The organism is Shigella sonnei, from assembly GCF_002950395.1.
Taxonomy (GTDB): Bacteria; Pseudomonadota; Gammaproteobacteria; order Enterobacterales; family Enterobacteriaceae; genus ECMA0423.
The window spans coordinates 3363129-3380006 of record NZ_CP026802.1; the positions used below are offsets into that span (position 1 = coordinate 3363129).

Genomic DNA, 16878 nt, shown 5'->3' on the forward strand with positions numbered 1-16878 from the left:
ACCACAGAATTTCCCATGACTTTCTGCTATCCTTGCCGCGCATTTGCATTATTAACCAGAGGCTTTACATCGTTTATGTCCGGCTGGCCACGAATTTACTACAAATTACTGAATTTACCATTAAGCATCCTGGTAAAAAGCAAGTCTATTCCGGCAGATCCTGCCCCGGAACTGGGGCTGGATACCTCTCGTCCAATTATGTACGTTTTACCGTACAACTCGAAAGCAGATTTGCTGACGTTACGCGCCCAGTGTCTGGCTCATGACTTGCCTGACCCGTTAGAGCCGCTAGAAATCGACGGCACGCTACTGCCGCGCTATGTGTTCATTCACGGCGGGCCGCGTGTATTCACCTATTACACGCCGAAAGAAGAGTCTATTAAGCTGTTCCACGACTATCTCGATTTGCACCGTAGCAACCCAAATCTGGATGTGCAGATGGTGCCAGTATCGGTGATGTTTGGTCGCGCGCCGGGGCGTGAAAAAGGCGAAGTAAACCCGCCGCTGCGTATGCTTAACGGCGTACAGAAATTTTTCGCCGTACTGTGGCTCGGTCGCGACAGTTTTGTGCGTTTCTCGCCGTCAGTTTCGCTGCGCCGTATGGCGGATGAACACGGCACGGATAAAACTATCGCACAGAAACTGGCGCGCGTGGCGCGTATGCACTTTGCCCGTCAACGTCTGGCTGCCGTAGGCCCACGTCTGCCTGCTCGTCAGGATCTGTTTAATAAGCTGCTCGCCTCCCGCGCCATTGCCAAAGCGGTAGAAGATGAAGCGCGCAGCAAAAAAATCTCCCATGAAAAAGCGCAGCAGAACGCGATTGCGCTGATGGAAGAGATTGCGGCGAATTTCTCTTACGAGATGATCCGCCTGACTGACCGCATTCTGGGCTTCACCTGGAACCGACTTTATCAGGGCATCAACGTCCATAACGCCGAGCGCGTTCGCCAGCTGGCCCACGACGGTCATGAGCTGGTGTATGTGCCTTGCCACCGCAGTCACATGGACTACCTGCTACTTTCTTACGTGCTGTACCACCAGGGGCTGGTGCCGCCGCATATCGCCGCCGGGATCAACCTGAACTTCTGGCCGGCCGGGCCGATTTTCCGCCGTCTGGGGGCGTTCTTTATTCGCCGTACTTTTAAAGGCAATAAACTTTATTCCACCGTTTTCCGTGAGTATCTCGGCGAACTGTTCAGCCGTGGTTATTCCGTCGAGTACTTCGTGGAAGGCGGTCGTTCCCGCACGGGGCGTTTGCTGGATCCGAAAACCGGTACGCTGTCGATGACCATTCAGGCGATGCTGCGTGGCGGCACGCGTCCGATTACGCTGATTCCGATCTATATCGGTTATGAGCACGTCATGGAAGTGGGTACTTACGCCAAAGAACTGCGCGGCGCGACGAAAGAGAAAGAGAGCCTGCCGCAGATGCTGCGCGGTTTAAGCAAGCTGCGTAATCTCGGTCAGGGTTACGTCAACTTCGGTGAACCAATGCCGTTGATGACCTACCTTAACCAGCACGTACCAGACTGGCGTGAATCTATCGATCCCATCGAAGCGGTGCGTCCGGCCTGGTTAACGCCGACGGTCAATAATATTGCTGCCGATCTGATGGTACGCATTAACAACGCAGGCGCGGCAAACGCCATGAACCTGTGTTGTACTGCGCTTCTGGCATCACGTCAGCGCTCACTCACCCGCGAGCAGTTAACCGAGCAACTCAACTGCTACCTGGATCTGATGCGCAACGTACCTTACTCCACGGACTCTACCGTTCCTTCAGCCAGCGCCAGCGAGCTTATCGATCACGCGCTGCAAATGAACAAGTTTGAAGTCGAGAAAGACACTATCGGCGACATCATCATTCTGCCGCGCGAGCAAGCGGTGCTGATGACCTACTATCGCAACAACATTGCGCATATGTTGGTGCTGCCTTCGCTGATGGCGGCAATTGTCACCCAGCATCGCCACATCTCCCGCGACGTATTGATGGAGCACGTCAATGTGCTTTACCCAATGCTGAAAGCGGAGCTGTTCCTGCGCTGGGATCGCGACGAGTTGCCGGACGTTATTGATGCGCTGGCAAATGAGATGCAACGTCAGGGGCTGATTACCCTGCAAGATGATGAGTTGCATATCAACCCGGCGCATTCTCGCCCCCTACAGCTGCTGGCCGCAGGCGCGCGCGAAACGCTGCAACGTTATGCCATCACCTTCTGGTTGTTGAGTGCCAACCCGTCGATCAACCGCGGTACGCTGGAGAAAGAGAGCCGCACCGTTGCGCAACGTCTCTCCGTGCTGCACGGCATCAACGCGCCGGAGTTCTTCGACAAGGCGGTGTTCAGTTCTCTGGTGCTGACGCTGCGTGATGAAGGGTATATCAGCGATAGCGGCGACGCCGAACCGGCAGAAACGATGAAGGTTTATCAGTTGCTGGCGGAGTTGATTACATCAGACGTGCGTTTGACGATTGAGAGTGCGACGCAGGGCGAAGGGTAATCAGAGAGAATTGCCGGATGCGGCGAAAACGCCTTATCCGGCCTTCCATAATCTGCAAATTCAATAAATTGCGATGTGTTGTGTAGGCCTGAGAAGCGCAGCGCATCAGGCAACCCAGAAGAAAGCCGGATGATCATCCGGCTTTTTTACATCATCAGAAATGCCAGTAACTCATTGCCAGTCCTAAAAACAGTACCAGACCAACATAGTTATTATTCATAAATGCTTTAAAGCAGGCTTCACGCTCGCGGTTGGCAATCAGTTTTTGTTGATAAACAAACAGCGCGCCAGCCACCAGAATTGACCAGTAATATCCCCAGCCTAAGCCATTTAACTCACCGATGATCGCCATCAGTGCCAGTACGCCAATCTGCAAAATACCAATAATCAATTTATCGTATTGGCCGAACAGGATTGCGGTGGATTTAATACCAATCTTCACATCATCGTCACGGTCAACCATTGCATACTGCGTGTCGTAAGCCACCGCCCAGAGAATATTGGCGAGGAACATTAACCAGCAACTCAATGGCACCGACTCACTCACAGCGGCAAAAGCCATTGGAATCGACCAGCCAAACGCCGCGCCCAGCACCACTTGCGGGAGATGGGTATACCGCTTCATAAACGGGTACACCCACGCCAACGCCAGAGCGGCAATCGACAACAGAATGGTCATCGTATTCAGCGTCAGCACCAGTAAAAATGAAATCAATACCAGCACTACAAACAGCGCGCGCGCCTCTTTCTCCGTTACCGCGCCGCTGGGAAGCGGTCGGTTCGCCGTGCGCTTAACATGACCATCAAACTTGCGGTCAGCATAATCATTCACCACACATCCGGCAGCGCGCATCAGCCAGACACCCGCGACAAACACCGCCAGGATCCAGAGCTGGGGAACGCCCGGTGTCGCCACCCACAACGCCCATAATGTTGGCCAGAGCAGCAGTAACGCGCCAATTGGCTTATCCGTACGCATTAAGCGATGAAACGCCAGCAGCTTATTCTGCGTCAGACTCCACTCCATATTTTTTTCCTCTTAGTACAACGGTGACGCCGGTAAAAACAGTTCTGTTAGCAACAGCGGTTTACCGCTTAATCGCAGGCGGGAACGTCGCCCCCACAGTCCGGCATCACGGCCTATCTCAATAAAGTCCCGGGTTAATGTCGATGATGTGAACAGATAGCGTCCTAGCGGCGTTTTACCCAATTTTTGTAACGCCAGCTCCGGCCCGCTTAACGTTGACACAGGAACGACGGTACGACCGGCAAGCCACGGTTCACCATCGGCACATAACAAAATTTCACGTAACCAGTAACGAGACTCTTTCGGCAGCAGCGGCAGTTCTTCGGGGATTTCATTCTGCTCGACAAACCCTTCGCGGATCATCGTCACGCTCACCGTTTTTCCCTGCTGTTCAAAACGTTTTGTCATGGAATCTTCCAGCAACAGCCAGTCGAGCAGTTGCGAATCCAGGGCAGGGATCTCTTTAAAATAGCGCAGCGCACGCAGTTGCGTTAACGCGGGGTGTGACATGCCGAACTCTCCGTTACATAACGTAAAGGCATTGTATCGCAGAAAAGTGTTTACGGGAGATGTAAAGCAAATTAAGTGATCTAATGCGCAACAAAAACGCAACAATCGCATGAAGTGGTAAAACGCTGTTGAACCTTACGCTTTGCCGATGCCCGTGCTGGCGAGGGCAACCGTAGGGGCATCACCGCCCATGATGCCAGGAACGGTGATGTTTTCCTTTACTTAAATACCTATATTCTTTATACGAGTAGCTCGCCAACTCGCAGTAAAAATTGGGAAAAGCGCATATTTACCATGAGATTTGGAGCTAAAAAGTGTTTCCTGAGTAAGATTAATAGGCAACATCTTATGTCTGGATTTATAGATACACGTGGAATTCCAATTGGTATCTTTTGTAGGATTCAACATATCATGTAAGGCAGTATGACTTTCCGTGAGACAGATGCTGGCCAACGTGGGATATTTAACGCGGGTTAACATCGTTGTCAGAGCCGCATGGGTGAGCTGTTGCTACACCCCGGTATTTCCACCACGGAGGCCAGCATGAACAACAATAACACATTGTACGTCGGGTTAGATGTTCACAAAGAATCGATTACTGTCGCTTATGCTATCAATTCAGAACCTGTTGAACTGATGGGTAAAATTGGCACATCACCTACTGATATTCAGAATCTTTGTAAACGTCTCAGGTCAAAGTCATCACAGGTCAGTATCGTTTATGAAGCGGGGCCCTGTGGTTATGGACTTTATCGTCGGCTGGTGAAATCCGGTTTTGACTGCATGGTCTGCGCCCCCTCACTTATCCCGAAAAAACCGGGGGAGCGGGTTAAAACCGATCGCCGTGATGCCATCAGACTTGTGCGTTCACTGCGTGCAGGAGATCTTTCTGCTGTCTACGTACCCGGCATTGAAGATGAGGCATTCCGGGATTTGGCCCGGGCATGGGCATCTGCCCGCGATGATTTACGGCATGCAAGGCAACGTCTGAAATCGTTTCTTCTGGTTCATGGGGGCCATTATGTCGGGCGAGCAGATTGGGGCCCTGCACACCGACGCTGGCTCAGCAAATACTCATTCGAAAGTCCCTGGCGACAATTAGCTTTTGACGAACACCGTCGTACAATAGAAGATCGGCAGGCACAATGTGAACGGCTGGAATCCGCCCTGAAGGAGGCCGTTACCGAATGGAGGCTGTATCCGGTAGTAGAGGCGCTGCAAGCCATGCGAGGGATTCAGTTTATTACTGCGGTTGGATTAATTTCTGAACTGGGTGATCTGACCCGTTTTGAACATCCACGACAACTGATGTCATGGTTTGGTATCACGCCATCAGAATATTCATCGGGTGGAAGCAGACATCAGGGCAGCATTACCAAAGCCGGAAACAGCTATGCCAGAAAGCTATTGGTCGAGGCAGCGTGGAGTTACCGTCATCCGGCACGCATCAGTCCGGCAATACAAAAAAGGCAGGAAAATTTACCCCGCCCCGTCATTGACAGAGCATGGGATGCTCAACTCAGGCTTTGTAAGAGGTATCGAAAACTTCAGGCCAAAGGAAAGAATGTCAATATTACAATTGTTGCTGTTGCACGTGAGCTGGCGGGTTTTATCTGGGATATGGGCCGAATAGCAATGTCTGTCGCACAACAACCACAATGTCACAAATAAAAAATGAGAATAACCAGTTCCCTGAAGGCGACGTAGCCCGGTACAAGAGTAACCCACGTTAGCGCTTGGCGACGGCGGAACAAAGCTGATTCGCGACGTAAGAAAGTGGCAGGCTCATATGACGGACCTCTGTAATGCGGTATCCAACCCGCGAATATCAGCGTGATTCACCGTCGGATTTACTGCTACGTCGCCCTCAGGGAATTAAACCTAAAAAGAAAATCGTCAAAATTAGAGATTCCGGTTTGACACGGAAAGTCATATCAGCGCTGGGAGCTTACCACCATAACAGGCCCATCATCGACAGAGGAGAACAGGATAAATATATTATCGTTTCGTGTTAATTTATTAGTGTTAAAGGTTCTTAACTTTTCTTCAGTTTCTATAAATATAGGTGAAACATCATCACTACGAATCCACTCTTTATAAAGATACCAGGCATTTGCTTTGATCATATCATCCGTTGATCGTAAGGCCTGATCGATAAGTTGGATAAAAAAATTGTTATTTTTATCAATCAGCCCTTTATTCATATTAAATCTGTTAATAAAATGGATCATCTGTTGGGTATCGAAATTCACCTTACTGAATCGATGTTGACGCATAAAATTATCGAACTTGTCATCTTCCCCAGAATGTATATAACTACGTATAATTGGATCTTTTATATAAGGACAATGGCTAAATGTTTTTTTCATATTCTCAATAAAGTTTTTATTAACAATATTGAGAATTTTTAATTGCATCACCAGTTTTACTGCCAGAACGGATTTCAATATCATTGCATTATCTGGCAATGTATCAATCATTTTTATAATGTTATTGATATAACCATCGAGATCTTCATTCCCAAATATATCTGAATAATCAATAGTTAATTCCAATTGTTCTGTAATGCAATCTTTAAAATTCCCTGTCGACATTCGCACATGATCAAACATAACAGCTGTCAAATTCGATTTAATAAATGATATTTCTTTGGCAGACAGAAACTCTGCTCTGGTGAAGTGCGAAGCGTAAAGATAACAATTATCGAAGTTTGAATTTCTAATCTGACATTCGCGAAAATGTAATGAACGCATCCCACACAATTAAACACGGAGCAGTATGATGGTTAAAAGGGTGAAACTGGCAGGTGTGGAGCCTCGCAGATTTCCGGCATCATAGTGCCCAATACGGGATGCATAAAGCTCCCTCAGACTGGAGACTCCACAAATGAAATATACACCGGTTGGCGTTGATATCGCAAAACATGTCATTCAGATTCACTTCATCAATGAGCACACAGGTGAAGTGGTTGATAAACAGTTGCGTAGACAGGATTTTCTGACGTTCTTCGGCAACCGTGAGCCATGCCTGATTGGTATGGAGGCCTGTGGAGGTTCTCAGCACTGGGCACGGGAACTGACAAAACTTGGTCATAAAGTCCGGTTGTTGCAGGCCCGCTTCGTTAAGGCATTCGTCATGGGCAATAAGAATGATGTGATGGATGCCCGGGCTATCTGGATGGCGGTTCAGCAGCCGGGTAAAGAAATCGCCGTAAAAACAGAAGAACAGCAGTCGGTACTGGTTCTGCACCGTACCCGCATGCAACTGGTGAAGTTCCGGACCGCACAAATTAATGCCCTGCACGGGACGTTACTGGAGTTTGGTGAAACCATCCACAAAGGCCGGGCAGCGATGGAGCGGGAGTTCCCCGAAGCACTGGAACGGATGAAAGAGAGACTGCCACCGTATCTCATTATGGTTCTGGAAAACCAGTACAACCGACTGAATGAGCTGGACTCACTGATAGAGGATATTGAAAAACAGCTTACCAGCGTGGCGAGGCAGAATGAAACCTGTAAGCGGTTGCTGGATATTCCTGGCGTTGGACCACTTATTGCGACGGCAGCGGTGGCCACCATGGGGGAAGCATCAGCGTTTAAATCGGGGCGAGAGTTCGCCGCATATGTTGGTCTGGTTCCAAAACAAACTGGCTCCGGAGGGAAAGTACGTCTGCTGGGGATAAGCAAACGTGGTGACACTTATCTCAGGACATTATTTATCCACGGTGCAAGAGCGGTGGCATTAGTAGCTAAAGAGCCTGGCCCGTGGATAACCGAACTGAAAAAACGTCGTCCAGCCAGTGTGGCAATCGTCGCCATGGCAAACAAGCTGGCACGAACAGTATGGGCGATAACCGCCCATGACCGTAAGTATGACAGGAACCACGTCAGTATCAGACCATATTAATCGCTGATACCATTAAACAATGAACTCTTAACAAAAGGGTGAATGCTGAAAGGTTGCTATGGCGGCCAGAGTGATGACAAAGACAGGTAAGACCGTGACTCACTAAACCTGAACAGTATTTTGGGCTTGAAGTCCGCCGTGAAAATAAGGGGTGAGTCGGCGAATTACATAGGGGCTCGCAGCGTTACGGCTGCAATAAAGCCGGATATAAAGCTGCAACCTACCCGTCATGTCAAAACAATGGATGCCTTGCAAACGGGATGCGTTCATATAAATTACTATGACCAAGTTGACTCTGCGAGAAGTCAACTGTATCAAGAATATTTTGGCTAAAATCAACACATTCGCCACTCGTTTTGAGAAAAATCACATTGTGTAAACGTCGACATTTAAATATGACATTATCAACTGTTGCCTTAGTAAAATTGCAATTCTCAATTTCTTTACATTCGAAAGTTACATGTTGTAGATTTGATGATAAAAAAGACACCTTAGAAATAACGTCACCTTTAAAATGACAATTTATTAAATCAAAATCAGACAGGTCGATATACCCCTGCGCATCTTTATCCATCAGAAAATTACAAGCGCATTCTATTTTTTCATTTCTGTAGAATTTTACACTTATAGTATCATTACTAATTGAGACTTCACGTAACATATTTATTGCATGATTTTTTCGTTCCGTTGTTTTATATTTAAAAATATATCACTGATATAAATAAAGTTATCTCTGTTTAAACCTGTCACCCCATTGAAATTACGTAGTAAATCAAGATCTACTATATTATTTCCTTGAACCACATCATGTTTCATCAAAGAGTTATTGCCGCCAGAATTTGTGATATGACCTATCATAAAACCTCTGTAATACAGAAATAAAATAACCTGGAAAAGTAGCCTGAGCGTCCAGACACTACCGGCGAAAGGAAAAGAATCTCTGATAAGGCATTGAGATAATGGACATTCTTAGTGAAGAAGAAGTGAAGTACTATAAAAAATCGCTCATATCCCAGGAAGGAAGCATAAAAAAAGGTGCGCCAGGAGACGCACCAGTTGTTGCAAAATCAGCACTGTGGGGCGTAATTACCCCTTGCCTTTTACACTGCTGATAAAGGTGGAACGGGCAGATGTCGATCCCAGGCGTTCAGCTTCATCAAGCAGTTTTAACGCCTTATCAACATCACCTTTCGCGACAGCGTTTTTGATCGCGGTATTAAAATAACTTTCCGTGTCGTTGAGCATCGGCTCGCTTTTCTTCACCGGCACCGGAGCAGGTGCAGCCACAGCTGGTGCCGCCGTGTTGCCTACCGTAACCGGAGCTGGAGCGGAAGAACCAAATAGTGGTCCTACCAACACGCTGGAGCTGGAGTTCGTTTTGACTTTCAGTTTCAGTAAGCCATCGCTGGTATGACGAGCAACCGGATCGGGAATATCCGGGATCGAGTTACCGACGCCTTTGGCATAGGCTTTAGCCGGGTCGAGCAGTTGGGTCGTCTGCTGGAGATCTTTTTCCGTGGTAAAGACCAGAACATAAAGTTTTTGCTGCCCCAACGCCGGTGTCAGGCGCATAACGCCTTCCAGCCGATCTGCACTCATCACGCCTGGTTCCTGGTAGGTGAAATAACTGCTGGGGAAGAAGGCTGATGGGGTCATGTTCTGATCAAGAATCAGCACGTTCGGCGCAAAAACGCTGGTTTGTTTGTTCACTTCGCTGGTCAGCGTCAGGGTCAGTTCGCCAATGTTTGCCGGGACGCTGTACGCAGCAACCGGACCACTGATGCCGGGAACGTTCAGTTGTTGGCCGCCGGTCGCCAGTTGGGTGGTCTGGGTTTTAGATTGATCGACCGGTGTCCAGGTGAGTTGTTGCAGCGCGGCAGATGGAATGGCTGGCGCGTCGCTGGTGTTTTGCGGTACGTAGTTAACATCGGCAAGGCTAATTCCAGGCGCGCTTGCCAGTAACCCTGCTGATAAACAGAGGGCGATGAGACTTTTATTCATTTTCATTGTTTTCACCTCAAAATCTGGAGCTCAGCGGTAGCCAGGCAATAGCGCGCTAAACCCGATAATCAGAGGGGCTTTCGCCCCTTTCAGATAATGACAACCTGTTTTTATGCCGGATGCGGCGTAAACGCCTTATCCGGCCCAGGTTTTGCTATTACCACCAGATTTCCATCTGGGCACCGAAGGTCCACTCGTCGCTGTCGCCACGACCGAAGCTGCCGCCGTTGAAATCAGCAGGAACGGCTTTGCCGTAGTTCGGGTTAACCTTGCTATCGCCGTTGTAGTCGTAACCCCATTTCTCATCCCACTTGGCGTAGGTTGCGAAGACACGAATAGCCGGGCGTGACCAGATGCTGTCGCCAGCCTGCCATTGTTGTGCGAGGGTAATTTTGTACTGATTGTTCTTGTCGCCGGTGCGCTGGGATTCGACGTTGTCGTAGCCGATTTCCATCACGGTGCTCATGATTGGCGTCCACTTGTACATCGGGCGAATACCGACGGTCCACCACTTGGTGCCGTTGTCGTTATCCCAGTTGATATCCTGGTACATACCCACGTACATCATGTCCCAGTTGTCGCCCATGGAGATCGCACCGTGGTCGAGGATACGCAGCATGTGACCGTTGTTGTTGATATTGTAGGCAAATTTTTCGTTATCAAACGCGACGCCAGAACCCTGCGACAGACCTTTACCCTGCGAGGTCATCGAGTCAGTAGCGTACTGAACAACAAACTTGTTAAAGCCCTTCAGGACACTCTGAGTATGTTCAGCAGTGAATAACCAGCCGTCTTTCGATGCGCCATCAACCAGACGATAGTTATCACGCAGGTTGGCACGACCGTAGTCGACACCCAGTTCTAATGTGCCGCCCGGGTTGATTTCCATCTGCGCTAAACGCACATCGAAAACGTCGTTCGCGGTTTCGTTGGTATAGTCATAAATATTGTTGCTGGCAAAAGAGGAAGAACCACCAGCTTCAGAGGAGCGGGTTGCTGCCAGAGAGAGTTTACCGAAGCCAACATCGATGTTTTCCAGACCGGCACCAGGACCAGAAATATCCCAGTAGTAGAAGTCGATCATATGAACGTCATGACGTTGGTAGAAGCGCTTACCTGCCCAGATGGTGGAACCTGGCAGCCATTCGATCAGGTTTTTACCCTGCACGTTTGCTTCACGGAAGGCCGGATCGGTAGCTTCCCAGTCATTCTGTTGCGCGACGGAATAGGCCACGTTAGTGTCGAAATAGAAGCTCTTATCGCCCTCTTTCCACACTTCCTGACCCAATTTTAATTCAGCATAAGTTTCACATTCGTTGCCAAGACGGTATTTACTTTGAGCACCGGTAGTCTGGAAACACTGTTGTTCACCGCCGCTACCTGTCCAGCCAATACCGGAACGTGCATAGCCGTGGAAATCAACAGCCATTGCCTGAGCAGACATTACGCCCGCTGCGACGGCAACCGCCAGAGGAAGTTTGCGCAGAGTAATCATCATTCTATCTCCTGAGTCATTGCTTTTCTTTTTTCACATCACCTGTGACAGGCTTTGTGTGTTTTGTGGGGTGCTTAAACGCCCGGCTCCTTATGCAGTCGACGACATGCAGTGCCATCCTCACGGAACAGATGGCAACGCTCTGGCGGCAGGCCGATAGCGAATGTGGCACCTTCTTCTACCAACACCACGTCGTTCTGGCGGTACACCAGGTTTTGACGAATGGAAGGGATCTGGATATGGATTTGGGTTTCGTTGCCGAGTTGCTCGACGACCTGAACTTCACCCTCAAGGATGACGTCAGCGATATCACTCGGCAGTAGATGTTCCGGGCGAATACCCAGCGACATATTGGCTCCAACCTGGACATCACGGCTTTCAACTGGCAGCCAGACTTGCTGACGATTTGGCATCGGCAGCTCCACCTGCACTTGATCGATTGCGGTGGCGGTCACTTTTACCGGCAGGAAGTTCATCTTTGGCGAACCGATAAATCCGGCGACAAAACGGTCTGCCGGATAGTGGTACAGCTCCAGCGGTTTCCCAACCTGCGCCACGCGACCGGCGTCCAGCACCACGATTTTGTCGGCCAGCGTCATCGCTTCGACCTGATCGTGGGTGACGTAAATCATTGTGCGGCCCAGGCGTTTATGCAGACGGGAGATTTCGATACGCATTTGCACACGCAGTGCAGCATCGAGGTTGGAGAGCGGTTCATCGAGCAAAAATACGCTTGGCTCGGCCACCAGCGTACGGCCAATCGCCACACGCTGACGCTGACCACCGGAGAGCGCTTTCGGTTTGCGATCCAGCAAATGCGCCAGTTGCAGCACTTCCGCCACCTGGTTGACGCGTTGGTTAATCACCTCTTTTTTTGCGCCAGCCAGTTTCAGGCCAAATGACATGTTTTCTGCTACTGACAGGTGGGGATAGAGCGCGTAAGACTGAAACACCATACCAACGCCGCGTTCTGCTGGCGGAGTGTCATTCATCCGTTTCTCACCGATGAACAGGTCGCCGCTGGTGATCGTCTCAAGCCCGGCAATCATGCGCAGTAAAGTCGATTTACCGCAGCCAGACGGTCCGACAAACACCACGAATTCACCTTCATGGATATCGAGATTGATATCTTTCGATACCACGACCTCGCCCCAGGCTTTCGTTACATTTTGCAGCTGTACGCTCGCCATGCCCTTCTCCCTTTGTAACAACCTGTCATCGACAGCAACATTCATGATGGGCTGACTATGCGTCATCAGGAGATGGCTTAAATCCTCCACCCCCTGGCTTTTTTATGGGGGAGGAGGCGGGAGGATGAGAACACGGCTTCTGTGAACTAAACCGAGGTCATGTAAGGAATTTCGTGATGTTGCTTGCAAAAATCGTGGCGATTTTATGTGCGCATCTCCACATTACCGCCAATTCTGTAACAGAGATCACACAAAGCAACGGTGGGGCGTAGGGGCAAGGAGGATGGAAAGAGGTTGCCGTATAAAGAAACTAGAGTCCGTTTAGGTGTTTTCACGAGCACTTCACCAACAAGGACCATAGATTATGAAAATAAAAACAGGTGCACGCATCCTCGCATTATCCGCATTAACGACGATGATGTTTTCCGCCTCGGCTCTCGCCAAAATCGAAGAAGGTAAACTGGTAATCTGGATTAACGGCGATAAAGGCTATAACGGTCTCGCTGAAGTCGGTAAGAAATTCGAGAAAGATACCGGAATTAAAGTCACCGTTGAGCATCCGGATAAACTGGAAGAGAAATTCCCTCAGGTTGCGGCAACTGGCGATGGCCCTGACATTATCTTCTGGGCGCACGACCGTTTTGGTGGCTACGCTCAATCTGGCCTGTTGGCTGAAATCACCCCGGACAAAGCGTTCCAGGACAAGCTGTATCCGTTTACCTGGGATGCCGTACGTTACAACGGCAAGCTGATTGCTTACCCGATCGCTGTTGAAGCGTTATCGCTGATTTATAACAAAGATCTGCTGCCGAACCCACCAAAAACCTGGGAAGAGATCCCGGCGCTGGATAAAGAACTGAAAGCGAAAGTATGACTAGGTAATTTATTCAAGATAACCGGGAAGAGATTAAAAAAGACGGGAATAGATTGGAATCAACAAGTTAGGAACTCAAGGTTTTCAAGATAAAGCGAGTCCAAAAATGTTAAACGGTTCGATATCAATAAAACATTCAAGATAACTCACAGGTTCTTACAATAGCCTTTAAAGACCGTTCAAAAACGATTCAGGTGTTTATTATAGCGCTGATGGGTGCAAGCGCCAAAACCAATGTAATTTTAGCACAGCTAGGCACTTGCACTGGGTTATGCGCTGGCTGCTTTCTGAGGTAGATTTAAGTGATCGCCCTTAGCTTCGGACAACGCGTAAATCTCTCTAACCTTTTCGTCTGGCAAATTACCAAGGCTTAACGCTATGGCTCTACGAACTCCAACTAGAGCGTGCAACTCTTGGATGTGCTCATCCAGAAGAATGAGTAATTGCTCCGCTCCTTTTCTCCCAAGAACATCAGCTACTTGTTGTTTTTCTTGTGGTTTAAGAAATGACAAGAACATTAGAATTTGAGCATCAACATTATCCGCATTCTCTTTTTTGGGTTCTTTGGAATCTTTTAGTTCAACATCACCCTCTCCCGTCATGAGCCATTCCAAGGTAACATTTTCGCTTTCTGCTATCTTTTTTAACTGATGCGGGCGTGGTATCGGTGCGTAATCCCGCCTGTTGTAATAATTTTTTAAAGTGCCTTCATTGATCCCCCATGCCCGAGCAGCCGCATTTCTTGAAGGGTATCGTTCTACTAACCTAAAGATTCTTTCGATAATCGGTTCTTTTCCATCGGCAGGAAAAGAACCTTGGGGTGCTTTTCTCATTCTTGGTTCCTTTCTATCTAATTCATTGATAAATAATGAAATTAAAAAATAAACCATAAAAACACCAAAGAACCCTTTACAAGGAATCTTTGGTATCTTAATCTTTATCCATACGGATATCCGACCGGATATCCGCGCGGGTAATTTTGTAGGTTAAAGGAAAGATGAGACAAAGAGAAGATAGTGACCGCGATTGGCCTTCGCTGAAGATTCAGCTGGCGCTCAAAGATAACGGGTGGTCTTCCTTCCGGGAGCTTTCACTCCATGCTGGTTATGCTCAGGATTCACTGAAAGCGGTAGTTCGCACACCAAACAAAAAATACGAACGCGTAATTTCTGACGCTATAGGTGTACCGCCAGAAATCATCTGGCCCAGCCGGTATCGTAACGATGGATTTATCAGGAAGGTGTCGTGATATGCAGTCGTACGTTACCGTAAATGACCTGCTCGGCGTACCAGGAATGCCAGCCACCACAAAAGGCATCCGACAGGCGTTACAGCGTTTTTCTCGTGATCTTGGTGACGTTAGTCGCCGTCGGGAAGGCACAAAAGCCATTGAGTACCACATTGATTGTCTGCCTGAAATAACACGAAAGGCACTGCGTGAACGCTATGTGGAACAGCTGGTGGCTACAGAGAACAATGTTTCTGAAGTGAAAGCTGTTACCAGAAAAACACGCAATCCTGACGCTGTCCAGGCAATCGAAGCATATCGCGGTTCTCCACAACTGATGGAAGAACGCCTGAATGCGCTGACCGAAAACCAGCGCCGGGTATCTGAAGCAAGAGCTGCGCTGGTGGTGGAAGTGCTGAAGCTGGAAAGCGCCGGTAACCTCGGGCGACTGAAAGCCATTAACTTTCTTGTTGAAAAAGCCCGTAAAGGTGAGCTGCCGGAGCGCCTGCAACAGGCCGCAGTTAACGCCAATGCAAAACGTGGCGCTAATCGTACTATCAGCCGCGATCCACTTTACCAGTGGGTTCTGAAATACAACCAGTCGCAGAACGCCGCCGAACGGCTGCTGTTACTGGCACCGGGAAAACGCGACGAAATAAAACCGGAAGAAATCAGCTGGCTGCCTGAATTTCTGGCGCAGTATCGGCAGGTGAACGGCAGACCCATGTCAGAAGCCTACGAGGATTTTGTCGCAGAATGGCAGCGTCGCCATGCGGACGAACCGTACATGCTGGAGGTGATGCCTTCCTATGATGTTGTCCGGTATGCCATGAAAAAACTGCCGGAAGTGGTGAGACAAAAAGGGCGCGTTACCGGCAGTGAATACCGTCAGCTTGAAGGATTCACCCGCCGCGACTGGACAGCTATGCCGGTGAATTATGTCTGGATTGGTGACGGTCACGGTATGAAGCTGAAATGTGCGCATCCGATCCACGGGCGTCCATTCTCACCGGAAGTCACGTTTGTGATCGATGGTGGAACACGGTTTGTTGTTGGCTGGAGTCTTGACCTTGCCGAAAACGTGTTCGCCGTTGCCAGTGCGATACAGCACGGCATTCGCAACCACGGAAAACCGTTCCTGTATTACTCGGATAACGGTTCCGGTGAAACGGCTGACATGCTGGACAAAGAGGTCGTGGGTATTCTGCCACGCCTGGGGATTAAACACCCTACCGGTATTGCCGGTAATCCACAGGGACGCGGCATTATTGAACGCCTGAACCGGACACTGCCGATGCGTATAGCCAGGAGGTATCGCACCTATTTTGGCAAGGGTGCTGACCGGGAATCGTTGCGTGTACTTAACCGTGATCTGCGTTCAGCGTTTAACGCCCTGCAACAGGACAAGCCTCTGAACGACCGCCAGAAAGCGGCAATGCGCGAGCTGCCATCGTGGGCGGAGCTTATTGAGGCTATTCGTGAAGGCGTGGAATGGTACAACAACCGCCCGCATTCTGAGCTGCCGATGAAACCGAACGGACGGCATTACAGCCCGACAGAGTTCAGAAAAAAACGCCTGGCAGAAGAAGACACCGAAATTGAGTGGCTGAGTGATCTTGAGCTGCGCGACATGTTCCGCCCAATGGTGGAACGACCGGTAAGACGCTGCGAAATTCAGTGGCTGAACAATATTTACTACGCGCCGGAGTTGCGTGACGAACACGGTCGCAAAGTGCTTATCAGTTATGACATTCATGACGCCGAGCGAATTACGGTACGTCGCAAGGACGGCAGCTTTATCTGTGAGGCGATATGGAACGGCAATAAACGCGCAGCCTTTGCTGTCAGTGCTGAATATCACAAACAACAGCAGCGTATTAAAGGAATGCGCAAACGCGCTGAGGAAAAAATTCGTGATGCTGAAGATGAAGGTATTCAGATTCTGGAACACAAACAGGCTGAACCCTGGCTGAGTAATGTTTATCGCCCGGTTGGTAATGTGGTGGCAGTTCAGCAACCGGAATATGAAGAAGAGCATGACGAAGAATTTGAACGCGATTTCCGGCTGGGGATGCAAAAACTTTTTGCCATGCAGGAAGAAGATGATCCGCTGGCCTGAATAAAAAAACAGTCCGCGGGAACGGACTG

General features: G+C 49.2%; 11 protein-coding genes and 4 pseudogenes. 6 read left to right on the forward strand and 9 right to left on the reverse strand.

Annotated features, from left to right (window positions below):
• Positions 1-75 precede the first annotated feature (75 nt).
• Positions 76-2499 carry a glycerol-3-phosphate 1-O-acyltransferase PlsB gene (plsB, locus tag C1P89_RS17440; RefSeq protein WP_005144184.1) on the forward strand — a complete coding sequence of 808 codons (2424 nt, stop codon included), beginning with the start codon at positions 76-78 and terminating at the stop codon, positions 2497-2499.
• A 154-nt stretch (positions 2500-2653) separates the two neighbouring features.
• On the opposite strand, the gene ubiA is transcribed toward plsB, so the two are convergent.
• From ubiA to C1P89_RS17455, 3 genes and pseudogenes are all read right to left on the reverse strand, one after another.
• Complete coding sequence (gene ubiA, locus C1P89_RS17445; protein ID WP_000455227.1) at positions 2654-3526, reverse strand: 4-hydroxybenzoate octaprenyltransferase; 873 nt, start codon at positions 3524-3526, stop codon at positions 2654-2656.
• A gap of 12 nt (positions 3527-3538) precedes the next feature.
• Positions 3539-4036 carry a chorismate lyase gene (ubiC, locus tag C1P89_RS17450; protein WP_005140732.1) on the reverse strand — a complete coding sequence of 166 codons (498 nt, stop codon included), beginning with the start codon at positions 4034-4036 and terminating at the stop codon, positions 3539-3541.
• Positions 4037-4258: 222 nt separating this feature from the next.
• A pseudogene (locus C1P89_RS17455) lies at positions 4259-4465 on the reverse strand (SopA family protein); the annotation flags it as partial.
• Positions 4466-4579: 114 nt separating this feature from the next.
• Between C1P89_RS17455 and C1P89_RS17460 the strand changes: the two are divergent.
• Positions 4580-5707, forward strand: a complete 1128-nt coding sequence (locus C1P89_RS17460) for an IS110-like element ISSso6 family transposase (protein ID WP_001063800.1) — start codon at positions 4580-4582, stop codon at positions 5705-5707.
• A 266-nt stretch (positions 5708-5973) separates the two neighbouring features.
• Here C1P89_RS17460 and C1P89_RS17470 read toward each other — a convergent pair.
• Positions 5974-6777, reverse strand: a pseudogene (locus C1P89_RS17470) (SopA family protein); the annotation flags it as partial.
• 145 nt (positions 6778-6922) lie between these two features.
• On the opposite strand from C1P89_RS17470, the gene C1P89_RS17475 reads away from it, so the two are divergent.
• On the forward strand, positions 6923-7942 hold the full coding sequence (locus tag C1P89_RS17475; RefSeq protein ID WP_000878026.1) for an IS110-like element ISEc11 family transposase: 1020 nt from the start codon (positions 6923-6925) through the stop codon (positions 7940-7942).
• Between the two features lie 265 nt (positions 7943-8207).
• On the opposite strand, the pseudogene C1P89_RS17485 reads toward C1P89_RS17475, so the two are convergent.
• The 4 genes and pseudogenes from C1P89_RS17485 to malK form a co-directional block, all read right to left on the reverse strand.
• Positions 8208-8800, reverse strand: a pseudogene (locus C1P89_RS17485) (SopA family protein); the annotation flags it as partial.
• Between the two features lie 228 nt (positions 8801-9028).
• Positions 9029-9949, reverse strand: a complete 921-nt coding sequence (malM, locus tag C1P89_RS17490; RefSeq protein ID WP_001626454.1) for a maltose operon protein MalM — start codon at positions 9947-9949, stop codon at positions 9029-9031.
• Positions 9950-10100: 151 nt separating this feature from the next.
• Positions 10101-11441 (reverse strand): maltoporin LamB, encoded by a 1341-nt coding sequence (gene lamB, locus C1P89_RS17495; protein WP_000973658.1) that lies wholly within the window; start codon positions 11439-11441, stop codon positions 10101-10103.
• A 71-nt stretch (positions 11442-11512) separates the two neighbouring features.
• The gene (gene malK, locus C1P89_RS17500) at positions 11513-12628 is read right to left on the reverse strand and encodes a maltose/maltodextrin ABC transporter ATP-binding protein MalK (protein WP_000179165.1); all 1116 of its coding nucleotides are present in this window, start codon (positions 12626-12628) and stop codon (positions 11513-11515) included.
• 364 nt (positions 12629-12992) lie between these two features.
• Between malK and malE the strand changes: the two are divergent.
• A pseudogene (gene malE, locus C1P89_RS17505) lies at positions 12993-13496 on the forward strand (maltose/maltodextrin ABC transporter substrate-binding protein MalE); the annotation flags it as partial.
• Between the two features lie 275 nt (positions 13497-13771).
• Here the strand turns inward: malE and C1P89_RS17510 are convergent.
• The gene (locus C1P89_RS17510) at positions 13772-14335 is read right to left on the reverse strand and encodes a helix-turn-helix domain-containing protein (protein ID WP_001224023.1); all 564 of its coding nucleotides are present in this window, start codon (positions 14333-14335) and stop codon (positions 13772-13774) included.
• 164 nt (positions 14336-14499) lie between these two features.
• Between C1P89_RS17510 and C1P89_RS17515 the strand changes: the two genes are divergently transcribed.
• Positions 14500-14751 (forward strand): helix-turn-helix domain-containing protein, encoded by a 252-nt coding sequence (locus C1P89_RS17515; protein ID WP_001249842.1) that lies wholly within the window; start codon positions 14500-14502, stop codon positions 14749-14751.
• A 1-nt stretch (position 14752) separates the two neighbouring features.
• Positions 14753-16849, forward strand: a complete 2097-nt coding sequence (locus C1P89_RS17520) for a Mu transposase C-terminal domain-containing protein (RefSeq protein ID WP_001192429.1) — start codon at positions 14753-14755, stop codon at positions 16847-16849.
• Positions 16850-16878: the final 29 nt, after the last annotated feature.

Excerpts from the sequence above, each read along its gene's own strand:
- plsB (WP_005144184.1), top strand. The coding sequence starts at position 76 with ATGTCCGGCTGGCCACGAATTTACTACAAATTACTGAATTTACCATTA.
- ubiA (WP_000455227.1), bottom strand. The coding sequence starts at position 3,526 with ATGGAGTGGAGTCTGACGCAGAATAAGCTGCTGGCGTTTCATCGCTTA.
- ubiC (WP_005140732.1), bottom strand. The coding sequence starts at position 4,036 with ATGTCACACCCCGCGTTAACGCAACTGCGTGCGCTGCGCTATTTTAAA.
- C1P89_RS17460 (WP_001063800.1), top strand. The coding sequence starts at position 4,580 with ATGAACAACAATAACACATTGTACGTCGGGTTAGATGTTCACAAAGAA.
- C1P89_RS17475 (WP_000878026.1), top strand. The coding sequence starts at position 6,923 with ATGAAATATACACCGGTTGGCGTTGATATCGCAAAACATGTCATTCAG.
- malM (WP_001626454.1), bottom strand. The coding sequence starts at position 9,949 with ATGAAAATGAATAAAAGTCTCATCGCCCTCTGTTTATCAGCAGGGTTA.
- lamB (WP_000973658.1), bottom strand. The coding sequence starts at position 11,441 with ATGATGATTACTCTGCGCAAACTTCCTCTGGCGGTTGCCGTCGCAGCG.
- malK (WP_000179165.1), bottom strand. The coding sequence starts at position 12,628 with ATGGCGAGCGTACAGCTGCAAAATGTAACGAAAGCCTGGGGCGAGGTC.
- C1P89_RS17510 (WP_001224023.1), bottom strand. The coding sequence starts at position 14,335 with ATGAGAAAAGCACCCCAAGGTTCTTTTCCTGCCGATGGAAAAGAACCG.
- C1P89_RS17515 (WP_001249842.1), top strand. The coding sequence starts at position 14,500 with ATGAGACAAAGAGAAGATAGTGACCGCGATTGGCCTTCGCTGAAGATT.
- C1P89_RS17520 (WP_001192429.1), top strand. The coding sequence starts at position 14,753 with ATGCAGTCGTACGTTACCGTAAATGACCTGCTCGGCGTACCAGGAATG.